The organism is Novosphingobium sp. NFX11 (assembly GCF_057376415.1).
The window spans coordinates 1008737-1032897 of the sequence record NZ_CP080384.1 but is presented as its reverse complement, the minus strand read 5'-3'; the positions used below and the strand labels follow the sequence as shown (position 1 = coordinate 1032897).

Below are 24161 nucleotides of genomic sequence, written 5' to 3'. Positions count from 1 at the left end.
GATGGCAAACAGCCCCTGGAGCCATACGCGCAGTTCATCGCTTTCCGACGACGTCGATTTCGAGATCAAGGGCCAGGAACTCCAGTTCGTCGAGATCGAACTCGACCCCGGCGAAAGCGCGGTGGCCGAAGCCGGGGCGATGGTCTGGAAGGACGCCTCCATCGACATGACCACCGTGTTCGGCGAAGGCTCGGCAGATCAGGGCGGCGGCTTCATGGGCAAGCTGCTGGGCGCGGGCAAGCGCCTCGTCACCGGCGAGAGCCTGTTCACGACCGTCTTCACGCATCGCGGCTCAGGCAAGGCGCGCGTATCCTTCGCGGCGCCCATCCCTGGCTCGATCCTGCCGATTAAGCTGGACGAAGTCGGCGGACGGCTGATCTGCCAGAAGGACGCCTTCTTGTGCGCCGCGCGAGGCGTGTCCATCGGCATCCACTTCCAGCAGCGCATCTTGACCGGCCTGTTCGGCGGCGAAGGCTTCATCATGCAGAAGCTGGAAGGCGACGGCTGGGTCTTCGTCCAGATGGGCGGCACCGTGATCGAGCGCGAGCTTCGCCCCGGAGAAGAACTGCACGTCGATACCGGCTGCGTCGCCGCCTTCCAGCCCAGCGTGGAGTTCGACGTGGTGCGAGCAGGCTCCGTCAAGTCCATGATTTTCGGTGGAGAAGGCGTCTTTTTGCCCGCCTGCGCGGCCCCGGGAAAGTCTGGATCCAGTCGCTGCCGTTCTCGCGGCTCGCCGGGCGGATGCTGGCGGCGGCAGGCTCGACCGGCGGTCAGAACCGCGGCGAGGGATCGCTGCTGGGCTCGCTGGGCAACCTCATCGACGGAGATTGATGACGCGAATGTAATGTGCAGGACAGCGCCCGGTCATCGGCGATCCGGCATTGTCCTGCCATGGCTCACGATACATCCGCCTTGCCGATGATATCACGATATGATATCGCGATATCATGACGCGCATTCTCGCAGACTTGCCCGACGAGGACATCCGCTGGCTCGACGCCCGCGCCGCCGAACTCGGCCAGTCGCGCGCCTCGGTCCTGCGCGAGGCGGTATCGACCTACAAGGCCCAGGCGCAGCCGGCGAGCGGCAAGGACTGGCTGGATCAGGCTTTCGGCATCTGGAAGAACCGCCAGGACATCGGCGATCCAATAGATTGGCAACGCCGCGAGCGCGCTTCGTGGACCCGGCCGTGGGATGACGACTACGAAGAGGTGAAGGCCGAATTTCCGGACCTTTTCGACGAGCAGGATGACCGCGAACGCGCGCATTATCTCGCCCAATCCGGCGGGAAGCCGTCTGCAAAATGAGCGGTTATTCGTTCGACAGCAATATCCTGATCGATGCGCTGAACGGTTTTCCGCCCGCCCACGCCGAGATCGCACGTGTTGATCGGCCCTGCATAAGCAGGCTGGTCTGGACTGAGGTTCTTTCCAAGGAAGGCGGCGCAACTCTCAGGAACATAGAGATATTCCTGTCCGGCTTCCTGATCGAGGAAGTGGATGCGGAGATCGCTCGCCATGCCGCAGCGCTGCGACGGGAGCGACCGAAACTGAAATTGCCCGACGCGATCATCCTGGCCTCTGCGCAAGTGCGCCAGCGCATTCTGGTTACACGAAATACCAAGGATTTTCCGGCAAGCATGCCGGGCATCCGCGTCCCCTACTCTCTCTAGACCAAGGCACTTAATCTCATGTGTGGCATCATCGGCATCGTCGGCAAGGAAGACGTGGCGGACCGGCTGGTCGACGGCCTGCGCCGGATGGAATATCGCGGCTACGACAGCGCTGGCGTCTGTACGTTGTTTGACGGCCAGCTCGTGCGCCGCCGCGCCGAGGGCAAGTTGATGAACCTCGTCAAGGAACTGGCGCGTGATCCGGCGCCGGGCCTGACCGGCATCGCCCATACCCGCTGGGCCACCCACGGCGCGCCGACCGCCGCCAATGCCCACCCGCACGCGACCGCCGAACTGGCGCTCGTCCACAACGGCATCATCGAGAACTTCAAACCTTTACGCGAAGCCCTCGAATCGCGCGGGCGCACCTTCGAGAGCCAGACCGACACCGAAGTCGTCGCGCATCTGGTGTCCGAGCAGGTCGAAGCGGGCGTATCGCCGGAAGACGCCGTCAAGGCGGTCCTGCCGCAGTTGCGCGGCGCCTTCGCGCTCGCAATCGCCTTCCGCCGCTTCCCGGACATGCTGATCGGTGCCCGCCTCGGTTCGCCGCTGGTCGTCGGCTACGGGGACGGCGAGACGTACCTCGGTTCGGACGCTCTGGCCCTCGCCCCGCTGACTCAGAAGATCACATACCTCGAAGAAGGCGACTGGGTCGTCATCACCCGTGAGGGCGCGACGATCTACGACGCCGACAACAATCCGGTGACGCGCGAGGTGGTCACCTCGGGCGCCTCGGCCGTGGCGATCGAGAAGGGCAATTTCCGCCACTTCATGCAGAAGGAGATCTTCGAGCAGCCCACCGTGGTCGCCCAGACGCTGCGCAGCTATCTGCGCCAGGTCGACCAGTCGGTAGCGCTGCCGCAGATCGATTTCGACCTCGGTTCGGTCAAGCGCATCACCATCGTTGCCTGCGGCACCAGCTTCTACGCAGGCATGGTCGCGAAGTACTGGATCGAGACTTTCGCCAGAGTGCCCGTCGATATCGACGTGGCCAGCGAGTTCCGTTACCGCGACCCGGTTCTGGAAGACGGCGGCCTCGCCCTGTTCATTTCGCAATCGGGCGAGACGGCCGACACCCTCGCCGCGCTCAAGCATTGCAAGGCGGCCGGGCAGACCATTGCCGTCGTCGTCAACGTGCCCACCAGCACGATGGCGCGCGAGGCGGACCTCCTGCTGCCGACCCACGCCGGTCCGGAGATCGGCGTCGCCTCGACCAAGGCCTTCACCTGCCAGCTTGCTGTTCTCGCCGCCCTCGCCGCGCATCTGGCGGTCAAGCGCGGGCGCATGGACCGCGCTGAGGAAGCGGAAGTCGTCCAGCACCTGCTCGCCACACCCGCCAGCCTCAACGCCGCGCTCGACCACGACGAGGAAATCGCCGCCATGGCGCACCTCATCGCGCCCGCACGCGACGTGCTCTACCTCGGACGCGGCCCGGACTACCCGCTGGCCCTCGAAGGTGCACTGAAACTCAAGGAAATCAGCTATATCCACGCCGAAGGTTATGCTTCGGGTGAAATGAAGCACGGCCCCATCGCGCTCATCGACGAAGCGGTGCCGGTGATCGTCCTCGCCCCTTCCGGCCCGCTGTTCGAGAAGACCGTCAGCAACATGCAGGAGGTGCGCGCACGCGGCGGCAAGGTCGTGCTGATCTCCGACGCGGAAGGCATCGCCGAGGCGGGCGAAGGCTGCATCGCGACCATCGAGATGCCGCGTGTCCACCCGTTGATCGCCCCACTGGTCTACGCGGTGCCGGTCCAACTCCTCGCCTATCACGTCGCCTGTGTGAAGGGCACCGACGTCGACCAGCCGCGCAACCTCGCCAAGAGTGTCACGGTCGAGTGAACGCGAAGGCGCGCGGTTGGCGAACCGCGCGCTCTTGCCTCACATCGAAGGCGCGTAACCGCCGTTGAGCGGATAGGTCTGTCCCGTGATCCACTCCGCCGCGTCGGAGCACAGGAACGTCACGAGCGCGGCGACGTCGTCGGACTTGCCGTAGCGGCGGATCGTGTAGCGGGCCATCTGCGCCCTGGCGTGATCGCCCTGCATGACTTCGGCGAGCTTCTCCGCAGGCATGTCCGGCATCAGCGAGGACAGCGAGACGGCGTTGCTGGTCACGTTGTAGCGCCCGAGTTCCTTGGCGATCGAGCGCACGAAACCCTGCGCCCCCGCCTTGGCCGAGGCATAGACCGCGAGCTTGGGCTCACCCACGCGGCCTGAATCCGAAACTATGGTGACGATGCGGCCCTTCTTCGCCGCCACCATGTTCGGAATGAACGCAAAGCAGGCATTGTAGACGCCGTAGAGGTTGGTGCGCAGATAGCGGTCCCAGGCCGAGGGCTCCTCCTCCCAGAAGTTGAGGGTCGGACGCAGCGAGCCTCCCGGCCCGGCCATCCCGGCATTGTTGACCAGGATCGTCGCGGCGCCGAGCTTGTCCCTGATCGCGGCATCAGCAGCGCGGATCGCGTCGAGATCGCCCACGTCGAAGGGCACCGCCAGCGCCGGCACGCCCATCGCGCGGATTTCCTCGGCTACGGCTTCGGCGCGCTCGGGCACGAAATCGTTCACTGCGATGCCACCCGCATTGTGGCGCGCCAGTTCCAGCGCGATCCCGCGTCCCGCGTTCTGCCCGGCGCCGGTGACCATCGCCACTTGTCCACCAAGGTCGAGTAGATCGTGTTCGCTCATTTCATCCCGCTCCCATGTTGCATGCGCATTAGATAGTATTTACTATCTTTATCTGCGAGTCCCTTGGCACTGCCCGTATCCGCCGATCATCCCGGCGATGCCCGCATGCCATCCGACCCGAGTGAATAAGGTGCGGCGGTGCTTGCCTAGAGCCGGAAGGCCGAAGCGTCCCGAATATCGCGGCGACGCTGGCGATACCGCCCGAGGGAGAGGAGAAAAGGATGTTCGAGGAATTCGACCTGACCGGCCGCGTGGCGCTGGTGACCGGCGGCGGCACCGGCATCGGCCGGGCCATCGTACTGCTGCTGGCCCGGCGCGGCGCGGACATTGCAGTGGCGGGTCGCAAGCGCGCGCCGCTCGACGCGGTGGTGGCGGAGATCGAAGCGCTCGGCCGCAAGGGTCTGGCGGTGGAGGCCGACGTGCGCGAACTGGCGCCCGTACAGGCCATGGTCGAGACGGCAGCAGTGCATTTCGGGCGGCTCGACATCCTCGTGAACAACGCGGGCGGCGCGCATGGCCACGTCGGCATCGCGAAGATGGACCCGGCCAAGTGGGACCGCGACATCGCACTCAACCTGAACTCGGCGATGTATGCCTCGCAGGCGGCCTTTCCGCATTTGCGCAAGGTGAAAGGCTGCATCGTCAACGTGTCCTCGGTCGCCGGGATGCACGGAACGCAGGGCGTGGCGGCCTATTCGGCGGCCAAGGCGGGCGTCCAGATGTTCACGCGCGTCGCGGCTGCCGAGTGGGGGCCAACAGGTGTGCGCGTCAACGCCGTCGCCCCCGGGATGACCGCGACCGAGAAGGCCCGCGCCGGGTGGGAGAAAACCGGCTTCGACGCGGACAACGCCGCGCATGTCTTCCCCTTGCGCCGCTACGGCCAGCCCGAGGACGTGGCGCAGCTCGTCGGCTTCCTCGTCAGCGATGCGGCAAGCTACATCACCGGCGAAGCCATCGCCGTCGCGGGCGGACCGGTTCTGGGCGGAATGGTCAGGATCGACGATTGAGGATGGGGTGTGCGGCGGGGGCGTCGACAGGCTGTGCCTGCCCCTTCGACAAGCTGAGGGTGAGCGGAGGTGGTGTAAACCTCTCAAATCCGCTCAGGCTGAGCTTGTCGAAGCCCCCGCCGGACGCCCTCAGAGTTTCGCTTCCATCTCCGCGATTTCAGCGCGCAGCCACATCGTTTCCGACAGATTGCGTCCGCCGCTCTCGGCCAGCAAGACTTCATGCGCGGCCTTGCGGACGGCGATGGCCTCGGCGTTGGTCGGTTCCGCGCCGAGGGCTATGTCGGTAAGGTGCACGGCTTCCAGCGCTGCGCCGCCGTCCAGCTTCTCCTGCGCCCGCCGGGCAAGGTTTGCCGCCCCGCCCGCCAGTTCGACAAGATCCGCATCGATGCTGCTGCGCGGCACGCCGTAGAGCGCGGTGGTGCCGTCCTCATAGTGCAGCCAGCCCGAATACTCGCGCCAGATCGACTTGACCGCCCAGCTCGCCTTGCCGTGAAATTCGCCGATCTCCAGCCCCTCGGGCCAAGCGAATTCACGCATCAGAGTGTGGACGTCCTTGCCCGCCTTCATGCCCTCCAGCGTATAGTCGCGCACGTGAGACACCGCAGCGTGCAGCTTGTCGAGGTCGGCGCGGATGCGATCCTTGCCGACGATCGCCTCGCCGTGGCCGGTGATCACGATCTCGGCGCCGAGATCGCGAATGGTCTCCAGCGACTTGAGGTAATTGCGCACCAGCCGCGGCTTGTCGCCGCGCAGGGTGTTGAGAAACGGCATCGACAGCCACACCGGACCGAAGACATTGCCGGTGAAGGCGATCTTCTCCTTCGGCAGCCAGACGGTGAGGCTGTCCACCGTCTCGCCCTCAGGCGTGGAGATCAGCTCGAAGGTGCGCCCGCCGAGTTCCAGCGTCAGGCGGCGATCGACGAGAATGTCCGGCACGACGTGCGGCGGCGGCTTGGGCGTGGAACCGCGCTTGAGCGTCGAGCCCCAGAGCTTGCGGCTTCTCGGCCCGAAGAAGGCCTGCAGGCCGTTCATGTCGGCCAAAGCCTCGTTGAAGCCGGGGCCGCCGATCACTTGCGTGCCGTCTTCGAGGAATTCCGGCAAGCCGCCGTAGTGGTCGGCATGGCTCTGCGTGAGGATCACGAAGGCGAGCGGCCCGGTCCGGTGCGGCGTCAGCAGGCGCTTGGTGCGCTCGGCATTGTCCATGAAGCCGGTGTTGACCATCACGTCACCCTCGGCGGTGGTGACGAGGTAGGCGTTGGAGATGTCGTTCGCCTGGAAGATGAAGTCGGTCACCCGGATCGCCTCGGCCTGCTCGTCGCCTGCGCGCACCAGTCCGGCCAGCTTGGGTCCTGCATCCTTTACGTCGCTCATTTCAGACCTCCTCGAAGCTGATCATGACCTTGGCGGACTGCGGGCTCGCCGCGATCTCAAGGCCCTTCATGACGTCGCGGAACGGCAGCTTGTGGCTGATCATCGCGGCGATCTTGTCCTTGAGGCGCGGCATGGCCGCGATCACCTCGGGCATTTCGGTGGGGTAGCCGACGGCGGTGGTGATGGTCATCTCGCTGGTCAGCATGCGGCCGGCCGGGAACTCCAGCGGCTTCATATAGGCGGCGGTGATGACGAGGCGCGCGTGGAACTTCGCCATCATGATCACTTGCGTCAGGATGTTCGGCGCCCCTGCCGCGTCTATGTACGCATCGGTGCCGACGCCCACGCGCCCATAGCTCGGTACTTCGCCATGAAGGCGCGCCAGTTCCGCGCGCAAGTCCACCTCGGCCGGGTTGAGCGCGGCCCGCACGCCGAGCGCGCGGGCGCGTTCCAGGCGCTCCTCGGAAAGGTCGAGCGCCACCACGTCGGTCACCCCGCGATCGATCAGCCACAGCAGCATGCCGAGCCCTATCGGCCCGCAGCCGAACACCACGACCTTGTCGCCGGGCTTCACCTCGGCCCGATTGACCCCGTGCATGGCGACGGCAAGCGGCTCGCACATGGCGGCGACATCGTAGTCGATGCCGTCGGGGATCGGCAGGATCGATTCGCCCAGCCGCGCCTCGCGCACCAGCAATTCCTGCGTGAAGGCCCCTTCCGGGCCGCCGGAGCCGATGTTGCCCGGCGTCATCATCGGGTTGACGACCACCGGATCACCGACCGCGATGCCCTCGACCCCCGCGCCGACCTCGATCACCTCGCCCGCGCCTTCGTGGCCCAGCGCCGTCAGCGTACCGGGCGTCGGAATGCCGCCGATCTTGATATACGAAAGGTCGGAGCCGCAGATGCCCACCGACTTCATCTTCACCACCACGTCGAGCGGCCCCGTCGCGGGACGTTCATAAGGGTCGAGCCTGACATCGCCCGAGCCGTGGATCCTGAGCAGTTCCATACGCCTCTCTCCTTGCCGGTCCGCCGCGTTTACGGCCGGACCATGTATCCGCCGTCGATGGTGATCGTCTCACCGGTCATGAAGCTGCTGGCGTCCGAGCACAGGTAGGCGCCGATGCCCTCGAAGTCGGCGGGAAAGCCGGTGCGCTTCATCGGTATCGTCGGGGCGAAGTGCTGCGCAACGGCATCGGCGCGTGCGCCCTCTCCCATCATCGGCGTGATGACGAGGCCCGGCGCCACCACGTTGGCGCGAATGCCGAGCGGGGCCAGTTCAATGGCAAGGCAGCGGATCGCCGCCGCCACCGCCGCCTTGGACGAGGCATATTCCATCTTCCCCGCAAGGCCCTGGAACAGCGAGAGCGAGCCGCAGGCGACAAGGCTTCCGCCCGATCTGTCCCCCGCCTCGACGCGCGCCTTCATCAGCCTCGCACCTTCGCGCAAGGTGAAGAAGGCGCCGTGCAGCGCGGTCTTCTGGAAGTCGTACCAGTGATCGGTCGGCATCTCGAAGACCGAGTTGTAGCGCGGCGAAGCCCCGGAATTCGCGAAGACGCAGTCCACCCGCCCGAAGTCGGCCATGACCGCCTCATAACCCTGGGCGATGTTCACCTCTTCCGAAACATCGACCTGATAGGCGACGACTTTCCCCGCACCGGCCGCTTCGAGTTCGGCCTTGGCCTTCGCGCTCTTCTCGGCGTTGCGCGCCCAGATCGCGAGGTCGCCGCCCATCTTCGCCACGCCCATCGCGAAGCCGAAGCCGATGCCGCCGTTACCGCCGGTCACCACCGTCACCTTGCCCGCGCAGTCGAACAGGCTTTTCGCCATCCTTGTCTTCCTCTGTCCCAAACCGTGCCATCATCGCGGCGTGTTCACCGGCGCGATGTTCCTCGCGAGAGGATTGCCCGGCAAGCGCGGCAGGCATAGAATTCGGGCCCTAACGTGGCGTCCGGGACACATTGCGGCCGACCTGCCGAAGATGACGCTGATGGAGATGAGGATGCCCGAGGCGCATCGTTCGAAGATGAGCATCGACGCGCAACTGGAAACGCGCGGCGTGATCGCGCAGATCGTGCGCTTCGACATTCCCGACCCGACAAACACCGTCCATGCGGTCGGCCGGGACTACCACGTCAACATGTGCCTCACCCCCGTCCGCTGCAATCGCGCGGCGGCTATCGCAAGCGATGGGGACCGCACCGACTGGAACGGCTGGGCGACATCTTCGTGCTGCCGCCGGGCGAGGAACTCCACATCAAAGGCGGCACGGGGCGGCAGGCATCGCTGACCTGCACCATCGACGCGGGACTGGTCCACGACCTCGTCGGCCATCGCCTGACCTGGGACGATCCGCACCTTGCCGCCGCGCTCGACATCGGCAGTGCGCAGATCCGCGCGCTGCTGTTCCGCATCACCGCCGAAGTGCGCCACCCCGGGCTCGCCGCGCAGAGGATGCTGGACTTTCTCGGCGGCGAACTGGCGATCGAACTGGGCCGTCACTGCCTTGAAGTGGCCGAGCGTCCGATGACCGGCGGCCTGTCAGGCTGGCGGCTGCGGCTGATCGACGAGCGCCTTGCCGACGACCTTGCCGCGCCGTCGCTGGAGGAACTGGCGAAGCTGTGTGCGCTGTCGGTGCGCCAACTCACGCGAGGGTTTCGTGTCAGCCGCGCCTGCTCGATCGGCGACTACATCGAGCAGCGCCGCATGGAGGCCGCCAAGCGCCTGTTGATGGAGGGCGAGAGCGTGAAGACCATCGCTTTCACCATGGGGTTCTCCTCTCCCTCCAGCTTCACCTTCGCCTTCCGCCGCGCCGTGGGAGCCAGCCCCAGCACCTTCCGCCAGAGGCAGGGGCGCGTCCTCACCGAGCCTGTCGGGTCTTGACCCGAATTCGACAGAAGGTCTGGTTTTGACGGGTCATCCGCGTTGCCACGGCGGGGCATCGACAGGTTATCTCATGCCCATGAAAGGCCGAACGATCGGCCGCCGGGAAGGGGACAACCACACCATGGCCACCACCGCCACCACCACTGAGCACCATCTGGGCTATGCCCTCGTCGAGCAGGCGATGAAGGAAACCGGGATCGACAGCTTCGACAACGACAGCTGGCGCGAGGGCTTCGACGTCTTCACCCAGTCGTTCAACGAAGGCATCGCCAAGGGCTGGATGAGCGAAGGCGGCATCGCCCGCGCCCGGAACGACACGCTGCATTACCTACGCGGCCGCCTCAAGGTCTCGCAATACCTGCGCGAGAATCCGGAACTGCTGCAGCGCCCTGTAGAGCGCCCGGTCTTCGTCATGGGCGTGCCGCGCACCGGCACCACGCTGATGTCGAGATCTCCTTGCCGCAGATCCCTCGCGTCGTTCGCCGCTGACCTGGGAGATCGACGATCCGGTGCCCCCGGTCACCTCGAACGCCCTGCTGACGACCGACCCGCGCGCGACCACCCGGCTCGCGCAGGAGAAGGCCGCGCTCGAAGCCAACCCCGCCATGGGCAAGTATTATCGCGGCTCGGCGGTCTACCCCAACGAATGCGTGTTCTTCATGGCGCACGATTTCAAGACGCTGATGATCGAGTCCAAGGGCAAGCTGCCGCTCTACAAGGACTTCATCTTCTCGTGCGACATGACCAGCGCCTACGAGTACCACAAGAAGTTCCTGCAGGTTCTGCAGCAGCACACCACCGGCGTCTGGAACGTCAAGAAGCCCAGCCACTCGCTGTGGCTGGAGACGATCTTCAAGGTCTATCCCGACGCCCGCGTGATCTGGACCCACCGCGATCCCTTCACCGCGACGGGGTCGCTGTGCTCGGTGATCTCGCTCAGCCATCAGGCGCACATGGGCCGGATCGATGCGGAGTGGCTGGCCGAGGACTACCCCTGGCAGGCGGCCGAGCACGCCAACCGCATCATGGATTTCCGCGACAAGTACGGCGAGGACAAGATCATCGACGTCCACTACGCCGACATCGTCGAGGACCCGGTCGCCGCAACGAAGAAGGTCTACGCGGCGCTGGGCGACGAATGGACCGCCGAGGCCGAGGCCGGAGTCCAGAAGTGGGTGGACGACAACCCGCAGGACAAGTTCGGCCGCCACGAATACAAGCTGGCGCAATACGGGCTGAGCAAGGAGGCGCTGGAGCCGCTGTTCGAGCGCTACCTGTCACGCTACGACGTCGCGCGGGAGGGCTGAGATGCTCGAAGGGCTGCACTACCAGAACGCCTATGTCTGTGACGACATTGAAGCAGGGATCGACCTGTTCCGAGGGCGCGGGCTGGAAAAGGAACCGACGATCATCCCGGTCGACCAGACCGTGCTGACGCCATCGGGGCCGAAGCGCCAGAAAAGCCGCATCTGCTTCATCTGGATCGACGACCTGCAATATGAACTGATCGAGAGCGAGATCGACGAGGTCGGCATCTTTGCCAACTGCCTGTCGAATGGCGGCCCCTTGCGCTTCCATCACATCTGCTTCCGGGTGCCCGACTGGGCCGACTTCCGCTCGCGGGTGAACGCGCAGGAATTCCCGATCGCGATGGAGCGCGACTTGTCGGGCGAGCCGGAGGGCGGACTGAAATTCCTGTACCTCGATGCGCGCAAGGTCTTCGGGCACTACATCGAATATACCTGGATGCCCGAGCCGATGTGGCAGCATATCCGGGCGATGTGAGAACCGGGCTGGCGTTTTAACGCCGGGGCTTCGACAAGCTCAGCCTGAGCGGGATTGGAGGTTTACACTAAACCCGCTCACCCTGAGCTTGTCGAAGGGTCAGGCCATCACTCCCACATCTCCATAAAGCGTCGTCCTCTGCCGCAGCTTGCGTCCGACGCTCTCCGCCGCCGCGCGCATGTCGGAAACCTCAGCCAGTTGCCCGTGCGAGGCTCCGGCCGCGCGGCTGATGCTCTCGTCCATCAGCACTCCGCCAAGGTCGTTGGCGCCTGCCGCCAGCACCGCCGCCGCCCCGTCCATGCCCAGCTTGACCCATGAGACCTGTATCAGATCGATCGCCCCGTGCAGCGCCAACCGGGCGACCGCATGCATCATCACTGCCTCACGCCAGGTCGGCCCCTTGCGACACTGGCCCTTGCGGTAGAACGGCGCCTCCATGTGGACGAGCGGCAGCGGCACGAACTCGGTGATACCGCCGGTGTCGAGTTGCAGATTGCGCAAAGCCAGCAAATGCCGCGCCCAGTGCAGCGGGCTTTCGAGGTGTCCGAACATGATCGTCGATGTGGTCGGCAGCCCCACCCGATGCGCCGAACCGACCACATCGAGCCATTCGGCGGTCGTCAGCTTGTCCGGGCAGATCTTCTCGCGAATATCGTCGCACAGGATTTCCGCCGCCGTACCGGGGAGCGAACCCAGCCCCGCATCGCGCAGCATGGACAGATAATCCGAGACCGGCATCCCCAGCGTGCGGGCACCCTGGCTGACCTCCAGCGGCGAGAAGGCATGGACGTGCAGGTCCGGGCACGCATCTTTCACCGCGCGCAGGATCGAGAGGTAGGTCTCGCCAGTGTAGCGCGGGTGGATGCCGCCCTGCAGGCAAACTTCGGTCGCCCCGCGCGCCACCGCCTCACGGGCGCGGCCGGCGATCTCCTCGAGGTCGAGGTCGTAGGGCTTGTCACGATAGCCCGCCTTGCTGCTGGTCTTCGAAAAGGCGCAGAACGAACAGGCATGCGTGCAGATGTTAGTGTAGTTGATGTTGCGGTTGACGACGTACGTGACGACGTCGCCGCGCACCTCGGCCCGCAAGGCGTCCGCCGCCTCCACCACCGCCTGCGCAGCACTGCCCCGAGCCGCGAACAGCGCGGCGATCTCTTCCTCGCCGAGCGCAAAGCCGCTTGCCGCGCGATCGAGTATCCGGTGCAGCCGCGCCGCCACCGGGCCGTCGTGCCGCATGCCAAGCGGCGCGTGCACTGTCCCCGGCGCGCGGTCCGTGATGCCGGGACTCCAGCGGCTGTCGCGCCCCAGTCCATCGGCATCGGCAAGTCGCAGGACTGCAGATCGGATCGCCGGATCGAGCCAGCCTTCCGCCTCAACGAAGCGCGGATAGATCGTCAGCCGCTCTACCAGCGGCAGCCCGGCCCGGGCGCAGACCGCCTCAAGCCGCGCGATTTCGGGCCAGGGCGCCTCGGGGTTCACGTGATCGAGCGTCACCGGGGAGATGCCCCCCAGTCGTCGATGCCTGCGTCGATCAGTTCGACGAGGCGCTCATCATTGAGGTTCGGCGGTGCCTGCACCGACACTTTGTCCGGCAGCACGATCCGCGCGGCGGCGATGGTGCGCAGGAAGTCCGCTTCGCTCGCCTCGATAGCGCCGGACATCTTCGTGCCGGGCTTCGGGCAGAAATTCTGGACGATGACTTCCTGCAGGTGCCCATGCTCTTCGTACAGATCGCGCAGGGCGATCAGCGCCTCGATCCGCTCGCGCGGGGTCTCGCCGATGCCGATGAGGACGCCGCTCGTGGTCGGCACCCGCGCCCGCCCTGCCGCCGCCAGCGACGCGAGACGAACCGCGGGGACCTTGTCCGGCGATCCATGATGGCACATGCCCTTGTCGAGCAGGCGCTCGGACGTACTCTCCAGCATCAGCCCGACCGATGCCGCGACCGGGCGCAGCATCCGCCAGTCGGCCTCCTCCAGAACCCCGGCATTGATATGCGGAAGCAGGCCCGTCTCTTCCAGAACCCGCTGCGCACAGTGGCGCACGTAGTCGATGGTGCGCGTGAAGCCGCGCTCCTCCAGCCACTCGCGCGCGGCTGAATAACGCCGCTCAGGCGCGTCGCCGAGCGTGAACAGCGCTTCCTTGCAGCCCGCCGCGAGCCCGGCCCGCGCGATGTCCAGCACCTCTTCCTCGGTCAGATAAGGGGCATGCAGCCGGGAGGGCGTCGTCGCGAAGGTGCAGTAGTGGCATACGTCGGCGCAGAGCCGGGTCAGCGGGATGAAGACCTTGCGCGAATAGGTCATCCGTGCCGGTGTCAGCGCTCCGAAGCGGGTGTCGCGCCGCATCCGTGCCTCGGCGAGAACATCGTCCAGTGGCGCGGTGAGGAGACGGGTTATCAGTGCTTCGTCGTCGCGTGCCATGGTCATCCTGTTTCGATACCGGCTGCGATCAGTGCTTCGCGCGCAAGCCTCTCCCGGTCACCGGCGTGGCACATGACTGTTGGGCAAACGGTGACCGAAAGGCCCCTCTCCCGCAAGCCCCCGCATCGGCGGCATCGGCCTCGTCGATCACCAGATGGTCGAGAAGATCGCCCCGGTGATTGGAGTAGTGATCGGCGATCGAGACGTTGGAAACGGGCCTGCCCAGTTCTCCCAACAACTTGCCGAGCGGTCCCTTGATCGACGCGCCGCCGACCAGCGGCGATACCGCCACCACAGGAACTCGCCGCCGCACTAGTGCCTCGCGCACACCTTCGAGACTGAGGATCGGATCGACGCTGAGGTACGGATTCGAGGGGCAAATGACGATGGCGGCAAGGTCGTCGCGGGCCAGTGCCTCGGCGAATGCGGGCGATGGCGCAGCACCGGGAACGCCGTCGAACCGCACGCCGGTGGCCACCGGCCGGCACTGCTCGGCGACGAAATAGCGCTGGAAGTCCAGCCACCCCTGCGCAGTGCCGACTTGGGTGCGCACGGGGGCATCGCTCATGGGAACTATCGCGTGCGCGATACCGAGTTCGCGCGTCAGCCGCGTGGTCACATGCGACAAGGTATCGCCGGCGCGCAGCCGCCAGGACCGGGCGATGTGCATCCCCATGTCGCGATCGCCGAGGTTGAACCAGTCCGCCTCGCCCAGCGCGCGCAGCATGGCCATGGCCTGCCATGTCTCGTCCTTCACGCCCCAGCCGCGCACCGTGTCGTTGAGCCCCGCGAGTGCGTAAGTTACCGAATCGATGTCCGGGCAGATCGTCAGGCCAAGGTGCTCGAAGTCGTCCCCCGTATTGACCACGATGGTGAGGTCTTTCGGCGCGAGCACTGCCGCCAGCCCCGCCGCCAGCTTAGCCCCGCCGACACCGCCGCTGAGAGCGAGTACGTGCTTGCCCGTCATCGAAACATGTCCTGTTCCACTGGACGCAGGCCGCTCACCGCACCCGGTCCGTCATCCTCGCAGGTCCAGCGGCCTGCGCCCCGCACGATGGCGACCGGCGTGCCTTCGTCCCCCTCGCCCATGACCAACGTCGCCATAGCTGCGATCGAGTCCGCCACGGCAATCACCGTTGCCTGCAGCGTACGGCCGTAGAGATCGACGCCGCGCCCTCGGCGGTCCTCCAGCACGGCAAGCCCCGCGCAGCCGATCGCGGTGCCCACCGTGCCAATGCGCCATGCGCGGCCCATGGAGTCGGCGATCACCACCGCCACCCGCACGCCGCTGGCCTCGGCCAGTTCCGCGCGCAGGCGCCGCGCAGACGCATCTGGCTCGCACGGCCAGAGCAGCACCGTGCCCGCATCTCCACCGGAGACATTGCTGGCGTCGATCCCGGCATTGGCAAGCACATGGCCGGTGCGATGCCGGGCGATGATCGCGGCCGGATGCGGACGCATGATCTCGGCGCTCTCGTCCAGGATCGCCTGCGCCATGGCAGGATCGCGCCCGGTCCGCTCCGCTAGAGCCCGCGCCTCCTCTCCCGGCGTCAGCGCCGCAAGGTCGATTGAACGCCCTTCGATCTTGGAGACGATCTTCTGCGCAACCACGCAGATATCGCCATCGCGTAAGCCGTCACCCTGGGCCACGAGCGCGGTGCAAATCGCTTGCGCAATAGACTGCCCCGCGGCGAACATGGGCAATCCGGCAAGCGGTCGTACTGTAAGTTCTCGAAGAGCGTTCATCCTGTTCTCCCGAACGACACCTTAGGTCCGCCCCCGACAACGACAATCCAAGGGCGCGAAACTTCGCGGGAGAGATACAAGCATGGCAAGCATCGCAGTCATCGGCGGCACGGGAGCCCTCGGCAAAGGTATTGCGCGCAGGCTCGTCGCGGCCGGTCACGCGGTGACGATCGGCTCCCGCTCCGCCGAAAAAGCGCAAGCAACCGCCGAGGAGCTGGGCGCGGCGGGCCATGCCGCCAACGCCGATGCGGCGGAAGGCAAAGACGTGGTGATCGTGACGGTGCCGCACGGCTCACAGGGCGATACCCTTGCGCAGATCCGCGACCGGATAGGAGATGCGGTGGTCGTGGATACGACCGTTCCGCTCGTTCCGCCCAAGGTCATGCGCGTGCAGCTTCCCGTCGAGGGCAGCGCCGCCGCGCAGGCCCGGGCGCATCTTGGCCCCGAGGCACGGCTGGTGACGGCGTTCCACAACGTCTCGGCGCATCACCTCGATTCCGACCATGCGATCGACTGCGACGTGCTGGTCTTTTCCGACGACGTCGCCGCGCGCCAGACGGTGGTGGACTTGTGCCCCGGCATGGGCCTGCGCGGCCTTTCGGGCGGAGCGCTCGCCAACTCGGCGGCGGCGGAAGCGCTGACCTCGATCCTCATCTACATGAACAAGACCTACAAGGCCGACGGCGCGGGTATCCGCTTCACCAATCTGGCCGAAGCGCCCGCGATCCCATGACCGTCTGGGCGCTCATCCCGGTCAAGGCACGAGGACGCGGCAAGACCCGCCTCGCCCCCGCGCTGCCCCCTCATGAGCGTGACAGGCTGGTCGAAGCGATGCTGTCGCGCGTGATCGAGGCGGCAGCGGGCGCGGTGGACCGTACGATCCTGCTGGGACCACCACGCGGCGCGTTGCCCTTCATCTTCGACGATGGTGACGGACTCAACGCGGCGCTGGAAAACGCGCTGGCAATCCTGTCGCGAGGTGCTCCGCCCGATCGACTGATCGTCGTCGCGGGAGACCTGCCGCGCCTTGATGCACAGGACCTGCGCCAGCTTGCCGCCCTGCCCGCCTGCACCCTCGGCATCGCCACCGATCGCCACGGCACCGGCACCAATGCGCTCTCGCTACCCTTGCCCAAAGCGGCAGACTTTCGCTTCCAGTACGGCACCGGCAGTGCCGAACTTCACCGCGCGGCTGCGGAAACGCTCGGTCTGAACGCCGTGACGATCACCACGCCGGGTCTCGCAAATGATATAGACGAGCCCGCCGACCTGGCCGATGCTGCACACCTGTTCGCTTTGACGAACTGACCAGAGGCCGCACACGGCCCCGTAAAGCGGAGAGGCGAGTGCAGGCAAGCGACATCGACCTGACCGGGCAAGTGGCCTTCGTGACTGGCGGCGGCGGCGGCATCGGCCGCTCGATCGCGCTGTGCATGGCCGACATGGGCGCCGACGTGGCGATCATAGAGGCGATCCCGGAACGCTGCGCGCAAGTCACCGCGATGATCGAGGCGCGTGGCCGCAAGGCGCTGTGCATCCCCGGCAACGTCATGGACGTCGAGGCCCTGCAAGGCGCGATCGCGCGCACGGCGGACACTTTCGGACGGCTCGACGTGCTGGTGAACAACGCGGGCGGCGTGACCCGACGCGGATTCCTCGACCTCACTGAGAAGAACTGGCGTCGGCACATCGACCTCAACCTTGTCAGCAATCTCGCCGCGACACAGGCGGCGGTGCCGGTGATGATCGCAGGCGGGCGCGGCGGCGCGATCGTCAACGTCACCAGTATCGAGGCGAGCCGGGCTGCGCCGGGCTATGCCGTCTATGCCGCGTGCAAGGCAGGGATCAACAACCTCACCCGCACTCTCGCGCTCGAATTCGCCGAGCACGGCATCCGCGTGAACACCATCGCGCCCGACTACACGGTGACGCCCGGCACGCGCGGCCAGTTCACCGGCCCGGTGGACGAGGCGGCGTGGTTCCAGCCCAGCCCCGCGCAAGTCGAAAGCGCCCGCAAGCGCATTCCTGCGGGCCGCCCCGGGATCGACGAGGAATGCGGCCGCGTGGCGGTGTTCCTCGCCTCCCCGATGGCCAGCTACGTGACCGGCACCGTGATCCCGGTAGACGGAGGCTCGTGGGCCTCGGGCGGATGGGCGCGCGACCGTAACGAGGTCTGGATTCTGCCGCCTGAAGTCACCGAGTAAACCATGCCCACTTTCATCGTCATTGCGAGCGCAGCGAAGCAATCCAGCGATGCGCAAACCGCCCTGGGTTGCTTCGCTCCGCTCGCAATGACGAACCCGGTTCATGAAACGAGAGAGCGATGACCTTCACCCTCAGCACCAGCCTGCCCTTCGACCACATCGACAAGCCGCAGGAATGGGGCACCATGGAAGCGCTGCACCAGATCGCGAAGGCGGTCGAGGCTGCGGGCTTTTACGCGGGCACCGTCACTGACCATCCGGTGCCCTCTTCGCGCTGGCTCGACAATGGCGGGCATTATGCGCAGGACCCCTTCGTCATGCTTTCGATGCTGGGCGCCGCCACGACCACGCTGCGGCTGCAGACCAACATCCTGGTCCTGCCCTATCGCAACCCGTTCATCACCGCGCGCGCCGTATCGAGCCTCGACCACTTTACCGGCGGGCGCGTGATCCTCGGCCTTGGCGCGGGGTACATGAAGGCGGAGTACAAGGCGCTGGGCGTCGATTTCGACAGTCGCAACGATATCATGGACGAATACATGAAGGCCATGAAGCTCGCCTGGACCGGCGAGGACTTCACCTTCGAGGGCAATGGCTTCACCGCGCTCGGCAACCGTGTGCTGCCGACCCCGGCGCAAACCCCGCATCCGCCGCTGCTGGTGGGCGGCAATTCCAAGCGCGCGCTGCGCCGGGCGGTGGAACTGGGCGATGCCTGGCACCCGTTCTTCGTGCCCAAGGCGGTGACCGATACCGCCCGCACCGCCAATCTCGAAGGCGACGAGGACATCCTGGAAGCCATCGCCTACATGGCCACGCATTGCGAGAAAGTCGGCCGCGAGACTCCGCCCAAGGTCATCGCATCCTCGACTTATTCGGTGAAAGGGGGCTGGAACGCGCAGGAAGCGCTGGACCATTTCGCCAACCTCAAGTCGCTCGGCGTCGATGGTTCCGGCGCGACGATCTACACCGAGACGCGAGCCGAGTATCTGGAACAGGCCCAGAAGTTCGGGGAAGAGGTGATCGCGAAGATCGATTTCTGACGCTCTGGCCGCGCCAAGGCCCACCCCGCTGCGACTAGCTTCGCCTAAGGCTCAGCAAGTCTCGCTCCTCCCGCTTGCGGGAGGGGTTGGGGTGGGTTCAGGCGCTCAGCCCTGCACCGCCGCCAGTGCTTCGTGAAACGCGCGGACCGCCGCTTCCTCGTCGCCGTTCCAGACTGCGCCCGAAACCGCAAGGAAGTCCGCGCCCGCCCGCACGAGGTCACCGCAGTTTTCCGGAGTAATCCCACCGATGGCGACGCACGGAATCTCGAAGATCGACTGCCACCATTCCAACAGGTCGAGACCAGCGATATGCTTGGTCACCTTCGTCGTGGTGGGGAAGAACGCACCGAACGCCACGTAGTCGGCGCCGTTCTCGCCCGCTTCCATGGCGAGGTGACGGCTGGCATTACAGGTCACGCCAATCTGCGCATCGCGGCCGAGCGCCTGACGTGCCTCCTCGACGCTGCCGTCCTCCTGCCCGAGATGCACGCCGTCCGCGCCGAGGCGCTTGGCAAGGCCGATCGAGTCGTTGACGATGAACGCGACCTCGCGGTCCGCGCAGATCTTCTGCAGCGGCTCGGCCAGACGCGCAGCCTCATGCTGGTCCACGTCCTTGACGCGGAACTGGAAGGCCGCGACTTCGCCTGCGTCGAGCGCGCGGGCCAGACGGTCGGGGAAGGCCCCGCCGGCGTCGAGCGACGAGATCAGATAGAGCTGCGTGGGTGCGCGCGGAATGTCGGCTTCGTCTTTCATGCGGGTGCTCTAGCCGCGCCGCGCCTCAACGCCAAGCGTTCCGAACACGCGGCGTTCGGGAACCGTTCAGGCGCCCGGGTGTTGCATCGCGCGCCATGAGGATACCGATAGCGCTCGCCCTGACCGGAGCCGCCCTTGCCGGCTGCACCGTCATACCCCCGGCCGATCCGGCCCGGATGCAACCATATCCACCCGCCTATCCGCAGGCGAGCGCTCCTCCGCCTCCCGCAGCGCCGCCGCCGTCAGCCCCTCCGGCCGCGAGCTATCCCGGCCCGGCAGTTACGCCGCCCTATACTCCCGCCCAGAGCTATCCCCCGCCGTCGGAACTGCCGGTCGCGACTCCCGAGCCCTCGCTGACTTACGCCGCGCTCGGCCAGACGGTAACCGTAGGCGGCCCGCGCATCACCCCGCTGGCGGTGCTGGAGGACAGCCGGTGCCCGATGAATGCGCGCTGCGTCTGGGGCGGGCAGGTCCGTCTGCGCGTACGCATCGACAGCGGGCGCGGCGGCGAGGTGGAAGTGACCTCGGGCAAGCCGGTGACGGTCGCCGACGGCACGCTCGAACTCGTCGAGGTCCAGCCGGACAAGGTCGCGGGCGGTGACAACCACGGCACCGTCGCGCAGTCGGCCTATCGCTTCGGCTTCCGCTTCATGGGCGGCTACTGAGCCCACGAAAAAGGCGGCGCCCTTTCGAGCGCCGCCTCTTCCTGTCCGGTCCCGAAGGATCAGGCTGCCGCGGCAGCCTCGGCCTTCTGCGTCGAACCGAGGTAGATCGCGTCGATCGCCTCGCCCAGCGCCGCGTCGAATTCCGCGTCGCTCATCTGCGAACGCAGGTCCGAAAGCAGCGCGCGGCTGAAGCTGGCGATGATGCCCTTGTTCTTCGCCAGTTCGACGCAGGCGTCGGCGCGCGAGTAACCGCCCGACAGGGCTACCACGCGCAGCACCTTGGGGTGATCGATCAGCGGATCGAACGTGCCCGGCACGATCGGCAGCGAGAGCTTGAGCATGACCTGCTGGCCCTCGGGCAGCGCGTCGAGGTTCTCGAGGATCGCGTCGAGGAGCAGCTTGTCACATTCGGCGCGGGTCTCGCTCTTGATGTTCACTTCGGGCTCGATAATCGGCATCATGCCGTGCGAGAGCACCTGTGCGCCGATCTCGAACTGCTGCTTGACGACGGCTGCGATGCCCTCGGCATTGGCCGAGTTGATGACCGAGCGCTCCTTGGTGCCGTAGACGCCCAGCGCCTTCGAGCGCGCAAGCAGCTCGTCCAGCGTCGGCATCGGCTTCATCATCTGAACGCCGTTGGCCTCATCCTCCAGGCCCTTGTCGATCTTGATGAAGGGGACCACGCCCTTGGCGATCAGCGCCTGCGGGGTCGGCACGCCCTCGACGGTGCCGTCCATGGTGCGCTCGAACAGGATCGCGCCGATGACCTTCTCCCCGAGAACACCGACGACGAAATGATGCGCGCGCGCATCTCGTGGATGAGACCGAACATCTCCTCCTCGGTCGACCAGGCATCCTCCTCGATACCGTAGCCCTTGAGCGCCTTGGGCGTCGAACCGCCGCTCTGGTCGAGTGCGGCGATAAAGCCGTCACCGTCGGCCATCTTGGCCGTCATTTCCGAATACTGCATGGTTTCTCCTCCTGAGTTGTTCGGCAACTTGAAATAAAGCCTACGCTGCGCTCCCTCTGTTCGCAACTGCGGCATCTGTCATTAGGGGGTCAATTCGGTATAGCGCGCGGCGGCACGTGTCGCGCCCTCGCATGCAGCATGACGTTCAGGCGCCGGCGCAGCGGAATGTCCACGAAGCGCACGCAAAGCCAGCCGAGCCCGACGCAGGCGGCAAGGTAGACCGCGCCCATCAGCACTTCGTTCCAGCCGAGATCGTCTTTGAAGTAGCGCAGCGGCTCCATCAGCGCCCAGTGCACGGCATAGACCGCGTAGGACACTTCGCCGAGGAACCACGCCACCGGCATCAGTACACGCGAAGGTTCGCCGCGCGAGCCCAGCCAGACCAGCAGCGGCGAGACAAGCACGGCGCAAGTGACGTCGTACCAGCCCTTGGGAATGAACGCCGGATCGGCGACCAGCATCGCGAGGATCGCGATGAGGCAGAAAACGCCGAGCCAGCCGGGATGGCGGACCTCTTTCACGGGTAACCCGGCGATCAGCACGCCTGCGGTGAACGACATCGTCGTGCGCAGCATCGTCGTGCCCATCTGGCTCCACAACGGACCAAGATTGCCGCCCTCGCGCGCCAGCACGGCGGGCACGAAGAAGCAGGCGGCGGCGATCGCCACGGCAAGCTGCCCGATGCGCGGCAGACGGAACAGCACCAGCGCGAGGCCGAGGCTGGCGACGAGTTCGAAGAACAGCGACCACGCCGGCACGTTCATCGGGAACAGCGTGTTGGTGAAGGGCGACGGCAGCATCAGCAGATTGGGCGGCAGCGACTTGGCGATCTTGGCGTAGCTGTAGACGTCGCCCTTGCCGGTCCAGTGGTTCGAGATCGCGGAGAGCGTCGTGATGACGATCCCTGCGAGGAACAGCGGATAGAGCCGCACCACGCGCTGCTTCATGAAGGCCCAGGTGGTCAGCCCGTTCTGCCAGCGCGGCAGGTAAGTACGGCACAGCACGAAGCCGGAGAGCGCGAAGAAGAAGTCCACCGCGACATAGCCGTGCGGGGCCTGCGAGATGTTGTAATGGAACAGCGCCACGGCGAGCGCCGCGATGCCGCGCATGCCGTCGAGCGTGACGTACCGGCCCTGCCAGGGCGGTGCGGGAGCAAGGTTTCGATCCGTCATTCCCCTGCGAGCCCCAAAGTCATCCCTTACGATCAATATGTCCGTCATCCCCGCGAAGGCGGGGACCCATCTGATGCCCGTGCAATAGGTCAGGTCAGGAGATGGGTTCCCGCCTTCGCGGGGATGACGGGGTTGTTTTGCGTCAGGCTTCCAGCGCCGCGACGCCGGGCAGCACCTTGCCTTCCATCCACTCGAGGAAGGCACCGCCCGCCGTCGAGATGTACGAGAAGTCCTGCGCCACGCCCGCATGGTTGAGCGCCGCTACGGTATCGCCGCCGCCCGCCACCGAGACCAGCGAGCCGTCCGCCGTCAGCGCGGCGGCGGTCTTCGCCAGCGCCACGGTGGCGGCGTCGAACGGCTCCATCTCGAACGCGCCGAGCGGGCCGTTCCACACCAGCGTGCGGCAGTTCTTGAGCACGTCGCCCAGCGTTTCCGCCGCGTTCGGACCGGCATCGAGGATCATCTCGTCGGCCGCGACTTCATGGACGTTGCAGATGCGCAGCGACGGCGGGTTGGCCGCGAATTCCTTCGACACGACCACGTCGTACGGCAGGTGGACGGTGCAGCCCGAGGCATCCGCCGTGGCAAGGATTTCGTTCGCGGTATCGGTCAGGTCATGCTCGCAAAGCGACTTGCCCACGTCCACGCCCTTGGCGGCAAGGAAGGTGTTCGCCATGCCGCCACCGATGATGAGGTGATCGACTTGGCGGACGAGGTGCTTGAGCACTTCGAGCTTGGACGAAACCTTGGCCCCGCCGACGACCGCCGCGACCGACTTCTCGGGCGTGCCGAGTGCCTTTTCGAGCGCTTCCAGTTCCGCCTGCATCGAGCGACCGGCGTAAGCGGGCAGCACCTTGGCGAGACCTTCGGTGGTGGCATGGGCGCGGTGCGCGGCGGAGAAGGCGTCGTTCACGTAGAAGTCCGCATTCGCCGCGATCGCAGCGGCGAGTTCGGGGTCGTTCTTTTCCTCGCCCTTCCAGAAACGGGTGTTCTCGAGGATGGCGATGTCGCCGGCACGCAGGATGCCGACGGCCTGCTTCACGATGTCGCCCGCGATCTCGGGCACGAACATCACTTCCTTGCCCAGCGTCTTCTCGACCGCGCCGACCACCATCGAGAGCGACTGGCTCGGCACGCGCTCGCCCTTGGGGCGACCGAAGTGGGCGAGGAGGAGGACCTTGGCGCCCTTCTCGGCGAGTTCCAGCACGGTGGGCGCCGCGGCGCGGATGCGGGTGTCGTCGGTGACGGCGCCGTCCTGCATCGGCAGGTTGAGGTCCACGCGCACCAGCGCGACCTTGCCGGTCACATCACCAAGGTCATCAAGGGTCTTGAATGCCGTCATCTCTCGATCCTTATCTCGTCGCCCAGGGCGATATCGCCGTCGTCAAGCACCGTGCCCAGCACACCGCCCCGCCAATCCGGCAGGAGCGCGCCCTTGAGGCCCTGTGCCACTTCCTCCATGCGGCTGCACGGATCGCATTCCATCGTGACTGCTATGCGCAGGGTATTGCCGATCGCCAGGACATAGCCGGTTTCCCTCGGGAAACGCAGTCCTTCGACCAGCAGGTTCGCCCGCCGCGCATGCCATGGCGGCTCTTCGAAACCGAACAGGCCGCCGCAGATTTCAAGTTCGCCCAGCGCCGCCCGCCAGCTTTCGATCTCCATCAGGGAGACCTGCCGGCGCGGCCGCTTGCCCGGACGCACCGCGCCGCGAAAGTCCCCATGGACTCCCGCGGCGGCAGTTACGGCGACGGACCGCAGTTCCTCCATCGGCGCGCGAGGGCG

26 protein-coding genes and 2 pseudogenes are annotated in these 24161 nt (G+C 66.3%); 14 read left to right on the top strand and 14 right to left on the bottom strand.

Annotation, left to right across the window (positions count from 1 at the left end; translation table 11 throughout):
• Position 1 precedes the first annotated feature (1 nt).
• From KZO24_RS05310 to glmS, 4 genes and pseudogenes are all read left to right on the top strand, one after another.
• Positions 2-831, top strand: a pseudogene (locus tag KZO24_RS05310) (TIGR00266 family protein).
• Between the two features lie 116 nt (positions 832-947).
• Entirely contained in the window at positions 948-1307 is a 360-nt protein-coding gene (locus tag KZO24_RS05305; protein ID WP_271181005.1) for a ribbon-helix-helix domain-containing protein, read from the top strand.
• Positions 1304-1672, top strand: coding sequence for a type II toxin-antitoxin system VapC family toxin (locus KZO24_RS05300; protein WP_069707660.1), 369 nt, complete (start codon positions 1304-1306; stop codon positions 1670-1672). The genes KZO24_RS05305 and KZO24_RS05300 overlap by 4 nt, the downstream gene beginning before the upstream one ends.
• An 18-nt stretch (positions 1673-1690) precedes the next feature.
• Positions 1691-3514 (top strand): glutamine--fructose-6-phosphate transaminase (isomerizing), encoded by a 1824-nt coding sequence (gene glmS / locus KZO24_RS05295; protein WP_036522793.1) that lies wholly within the window; start codon positions 1691-1693, stop codon positions 3512-3514.
• 39 nt (positions 3515-3553) lie between these two features.
• Here the strand turns inward: glmS and KZO24_RS05290 are convergent, their stop codons facing one another.
• Entirely contained in the window at positions 3554-4357 is an 804-nt protein-coding gene (locus KZO24_RS05290) for an SDR family NAD(P)-dependent oxidoreductase (RefSeq protein ID WP_271181006.1), read from the bottom strand.
• A gap of 221 nt (positions 4358-4578) precedes the next feature.
• Here KZO24_RS05290 and KZO24_RS05285 point away from each other — a divergent pair, with 221 nt between their 5' ends.
• Complete coding sequence (locus KZO24_RS05285; protein ID WP_271181007.1) at positions 4579-5364, top strand: SDR family NAD(P)-dependent oxidoreductase; 786 nt, start codon at positions 4579-4581, stop codon at positions 5362-5364.
• 129 nt (positions 5365-5493) lie between these two features.
• Here KZO24_RS05285 and KZO24_RS05280 read toward each other — a convergent pair whose 3' ends face one another.
• The 3 genes from KZO24_RS05280 to KZO24_RS05270 are packed head-to-tail and all read right to left on the bottom strand — an operon-like array spanning position 5494 to position 8568.
• Entirely contained in the window at positions 5494-6735 is a 1242-nt protein-coding gene (locus tag KZO24_RS05280; protein WP_271181008.1) for an MBL fold metallo-hydrolase, read from the bottom strand.
• A 1-nt stretch (position 6736) separates the two neighbouring features.
• The gene (locus KZO24_RS05275) at positions 6737-7747 is read right to left on the bottom strand and encodes a zinc-dependent alcohol dehydrogenase (RefSeq protein WP_271181009.1); all 1011 of its coding nucleotides are present in this window, start codon (positions 7745-7747) and stop codon (positions 6737-6739) included.
• A 29-nt stretch (positions 7748-7776) separates the two neighbouring features.
• On the bottom strand, positions 7777-8568 hold the full coding sequence (locus KZO24_RS05270; RefSeq protein WP_486486951.1) for an SDR family NAD(P)-dependent oxidoreductase: 792 nt from the start codon (positions 8566-8568) through the stop codon (positions 7777-7779).
• Between the two features lie 160 nt (positions 8569-8728).
• On the opposite strand from KZO24_RS05270, the gene KZO24_RS05265 reads away from it, so the two are divergent.
• Positions 8729-9028: a hypothetical protein gene (locus tag KZO24_RS05265; protein ID WP_486486950.1), complete on the top strand. Its 300-nt coding sequence runs from the start codon at positions 8729-8731 to the stop codon at positions 9026-9028.
• A complete protein-coding gene (locus KZO24_RS05260) occupies positions 8968-9621 on the top strand; it encodes a helix-turn-helix transcriptional regulator (protein ID WP_486486949.1) in 654 nt (217 codons plus the stop codon). Before KZO24_RS05265 ends, KZO24_RS05260 begins: the two co-directional genes overlap by 61 nt.
• Here the strand turns inward: KZO24_RS05260 and KZO24_RS05255 are convergent.
• Positions 9599-9949, bottom strand: a complete 351-nt coding sequence (locus tag KZO24_RS05255; RefSeq protein ID WP_486486948.1) for a hypothetical protein — start codon at positions 9947-9949, stop codon at positions 9599-9601. The genes KZO24_RS05260 and KZO24_RS05255 overlap by 23 nt on opposite strands.
• Positions 9950-10133: 184 nt before the next feature.
• Here KZO24_RS05255 and KZO24_RS05250 point away from each other — a divergent pair, with 184 nt between their 5' ends.
• Entirely contained in the window at positions 10134-10931 is a 798-nt protein-coding gene (locus KZO24_RS05250) for a sulfotransferase family protein (protein ID WP_486486947.1), read from the top strand.
• Between the two features lies 1 nt (position 10932).
• Positions 10933-11409 carry a VOC family protein gene (locus tag KZO24_RS05245; RefSeq protein ID WP_271181012.1) on the top strand — a complete coding sequence of 159 codons (477 nt, stop codon included), beginning with the start codon at positions 10933-10935 and terminating at the stop codon, positions 11407-11409.
• A 99-nt stretch (positions 11410-11508) separates the two neighbouring features.
• Here the strand turns inward: KZO24_RS05245 and cofH are convergent, their stop codons facing one another.
• From cofH to cofE, 4 genes are read right to left on the bottom strand one after another with little or no spacing between them, the layout of a single operon-like run.
• Positions 11509-12900 (bottom strand): 5-amino-6-(D-ribitylamino)uracil--L-tyrosine 4-hydroxyphenyl transferase CofH, encoded by a 1392-nt coding sequence (gene cofH / locus KZO24_RS05240; protein WP_486486946.1) that lies wholly within the window; start codon positions 12898-12900, stop codon positions 11509-11511.
• The gene (cofG, locus tag KZO24_RS05235; RefSeq protein WP_486486945.1) at positions 12897-13826 is read right to left on the bottom strand and encodes a 7,8-didemethyl-8-hydroxy-5-deazariboflavin synthase CofG; all 930 of its coding nucleotides are present in this window, start codon (positions 13824-13826) and stop codon (positions 12897-12899) included. The genes cofH and cofG overlap by 4 nt, the downstream gene beginning before the upstream one ends.
• Positions 13827-13854: 28 nt before the next feature.
• Positions 13855-14793, bottom strand: a complete 939-nt coding sequence (gene cofD, locus KZO24_RS05230) for a 2-phospho-L-lactate transferase (protein ID WP_486486944.1) — start codon at positions 14791-14793, stop codon at positions 13855-13857.
• On the bottom strand, positions 14790-15524 hold the full coding sequence (gene cofE, locus KZO24_RS05225; protein WP_379525525.1) for a coenzyme F420-0:L-glutamate ligase: 735 nt from the start codon (positions 15522-15524) through the stop codon (positions 14790-14792). Before cofE ends, cofD begins: the two co-directional genes overlap by 4 nt.
• A gap of 130 nt (positions 15525-15654) precedes the next feature.
• Here cofE and npdG point away from each other — a divergent pair, with 130 nt between their 5' ends.
• The 4 genes from npdG to KZO24_RS05205 all read left to right on the top strand — a co-directional run bounded on the left by npdG (position 15655) and on the right by KZO24_RS05205 (position 18816).
• The gene (npdG, locus tag KZO24_RS05220) at positions 15655-16305 is read left to right on the top strand and encodes an NADPH-dependent F420 reductase (protein WP_271181016.1); all 651 of its coding nucleotides are present in this window, start codon (positions 15655-15657) and stop codon (positions 16303-16305) included.
• A complete protein-coding gene (gene cofC, locus KZO24_RS05215) occupies positions 16302-16880 on the top strand; it encodes a 2-phospho-L-lactate guanylyltransferase (RefSeq protein ID WP_271181017.1) in 579 nt (192 codons plus the stop codon). The genes npdG and cofC overlap by 4 nt, the downstream gene beginning before the upstream one ends.
• Before the next feature lie 38 nt (positions 16881-16918).
• Entirely contained in the window at positions 16919-17776 is an 858-nt protein-coding gene (locus KZO24_RS05210) for an SDR family NAD(P)-dependent oxidoreductase (RefSeq protein ID WP_069707648.1), read from the top strand.
• A 119-nt stretch (positions 17777-17895) separates the two neighbouring features.
• Positions 17896-18816 carry a TIGR03619 family F420-dependent LLM class oxidoreductase gene (locus KZO24_RS05205; protein ID WP_271181018.1) on the top strand — a complete coding sequence of 307 codons (921 nt, stop codon included), beginning with the start codon at positions 17896-17898 and terminating at the stop codon, positions 18814-18816.
• 105 nt (positions 18817-18921) lie between these two features.
• On the opposite strand, the gene thiE is transcribed toward KZO24_RS05205, so the two are convergent.
• Positions 18922-19569: a thiamine phosphate synthase gene (gene thiE / locus KZO24_RS05200; RefSeq protein ID WP_486486943.1), complete on the bottom strand. Its 648-nt coding sequence runs from the start codon at positions 19567-19569 to the stop codon at positions 18922-18924.
• 95 nt (positions 19570-19664) lie between these two features.
• Between thiE and KZO24_RS05195 the strand changes: the two genes are divergently transcribed.
• Positions 19665-20234: a hypothetical protein gene (locus tag KZO24_RS05195; RefSeq protein ID WP_036522773.1), complete on the top strand. Its 570-nt coding sequence runs from the start codon at positions 19665-19667 to the stop codon at positions 20232-20234.
• 59 nt (positions 20235-20293) lie between these two features.
• Here KZO24_RS05195 and KZO24_RS05190 read toward each other — a convergent pair.
• The 4 genes and pseudogenes from KZO24_RS05190 to KZO24_RS05175 form a co-directional block, all read right to left on the bottom strand.
• Positions 20294-21204: pseudogene (locus tag KZO24_RS05190) on the bottom strand (fructose bisphosphate aldolase).
• Positions 21205-21293: 89 nt separating this feature from the next.
• Positions 21294-22376: an acyltransferase family protein gene (locus KZO24_RS05185; RefSeq protein WP_271181021.1), complete on the bottom strand. Its 1083-nt coding sequence runs from the start codon at positions 22374-22376 to the stop codon at positions 21294-21296.
• A gap of 142 nt (positions 22377-22518) precedes the next feature.
• Positions 22519-23718 carry a phosphoglycerate kinase gene (locus tag KZO24_RS05180; RefSeq protein WP_486486942.1) on the bottom strand — a complete coding sequence of 400 codons (1200 nt, stop codon included), beginning with the start codon at positions 23716-23718 and terminating at the stop codon, positions 22519-22521.
• Positions 23715-24146 (bottom strand): MOSC domain-containing protein, encoded by a 432-nt coding sequence (locus tag KZO24_RS05175; protein ID WP_271181023.1) that lies wholly within the window; start codon positions 24144-24146, stop codon positions 23715-23717. The genes KZO24_RS05180 and KZO24_RS05175 overlap by 4 nt, the downstream gene beginning before the upstream one ends.
• Positions 24147-24161 lie beyond the last annotated feature (15 nt).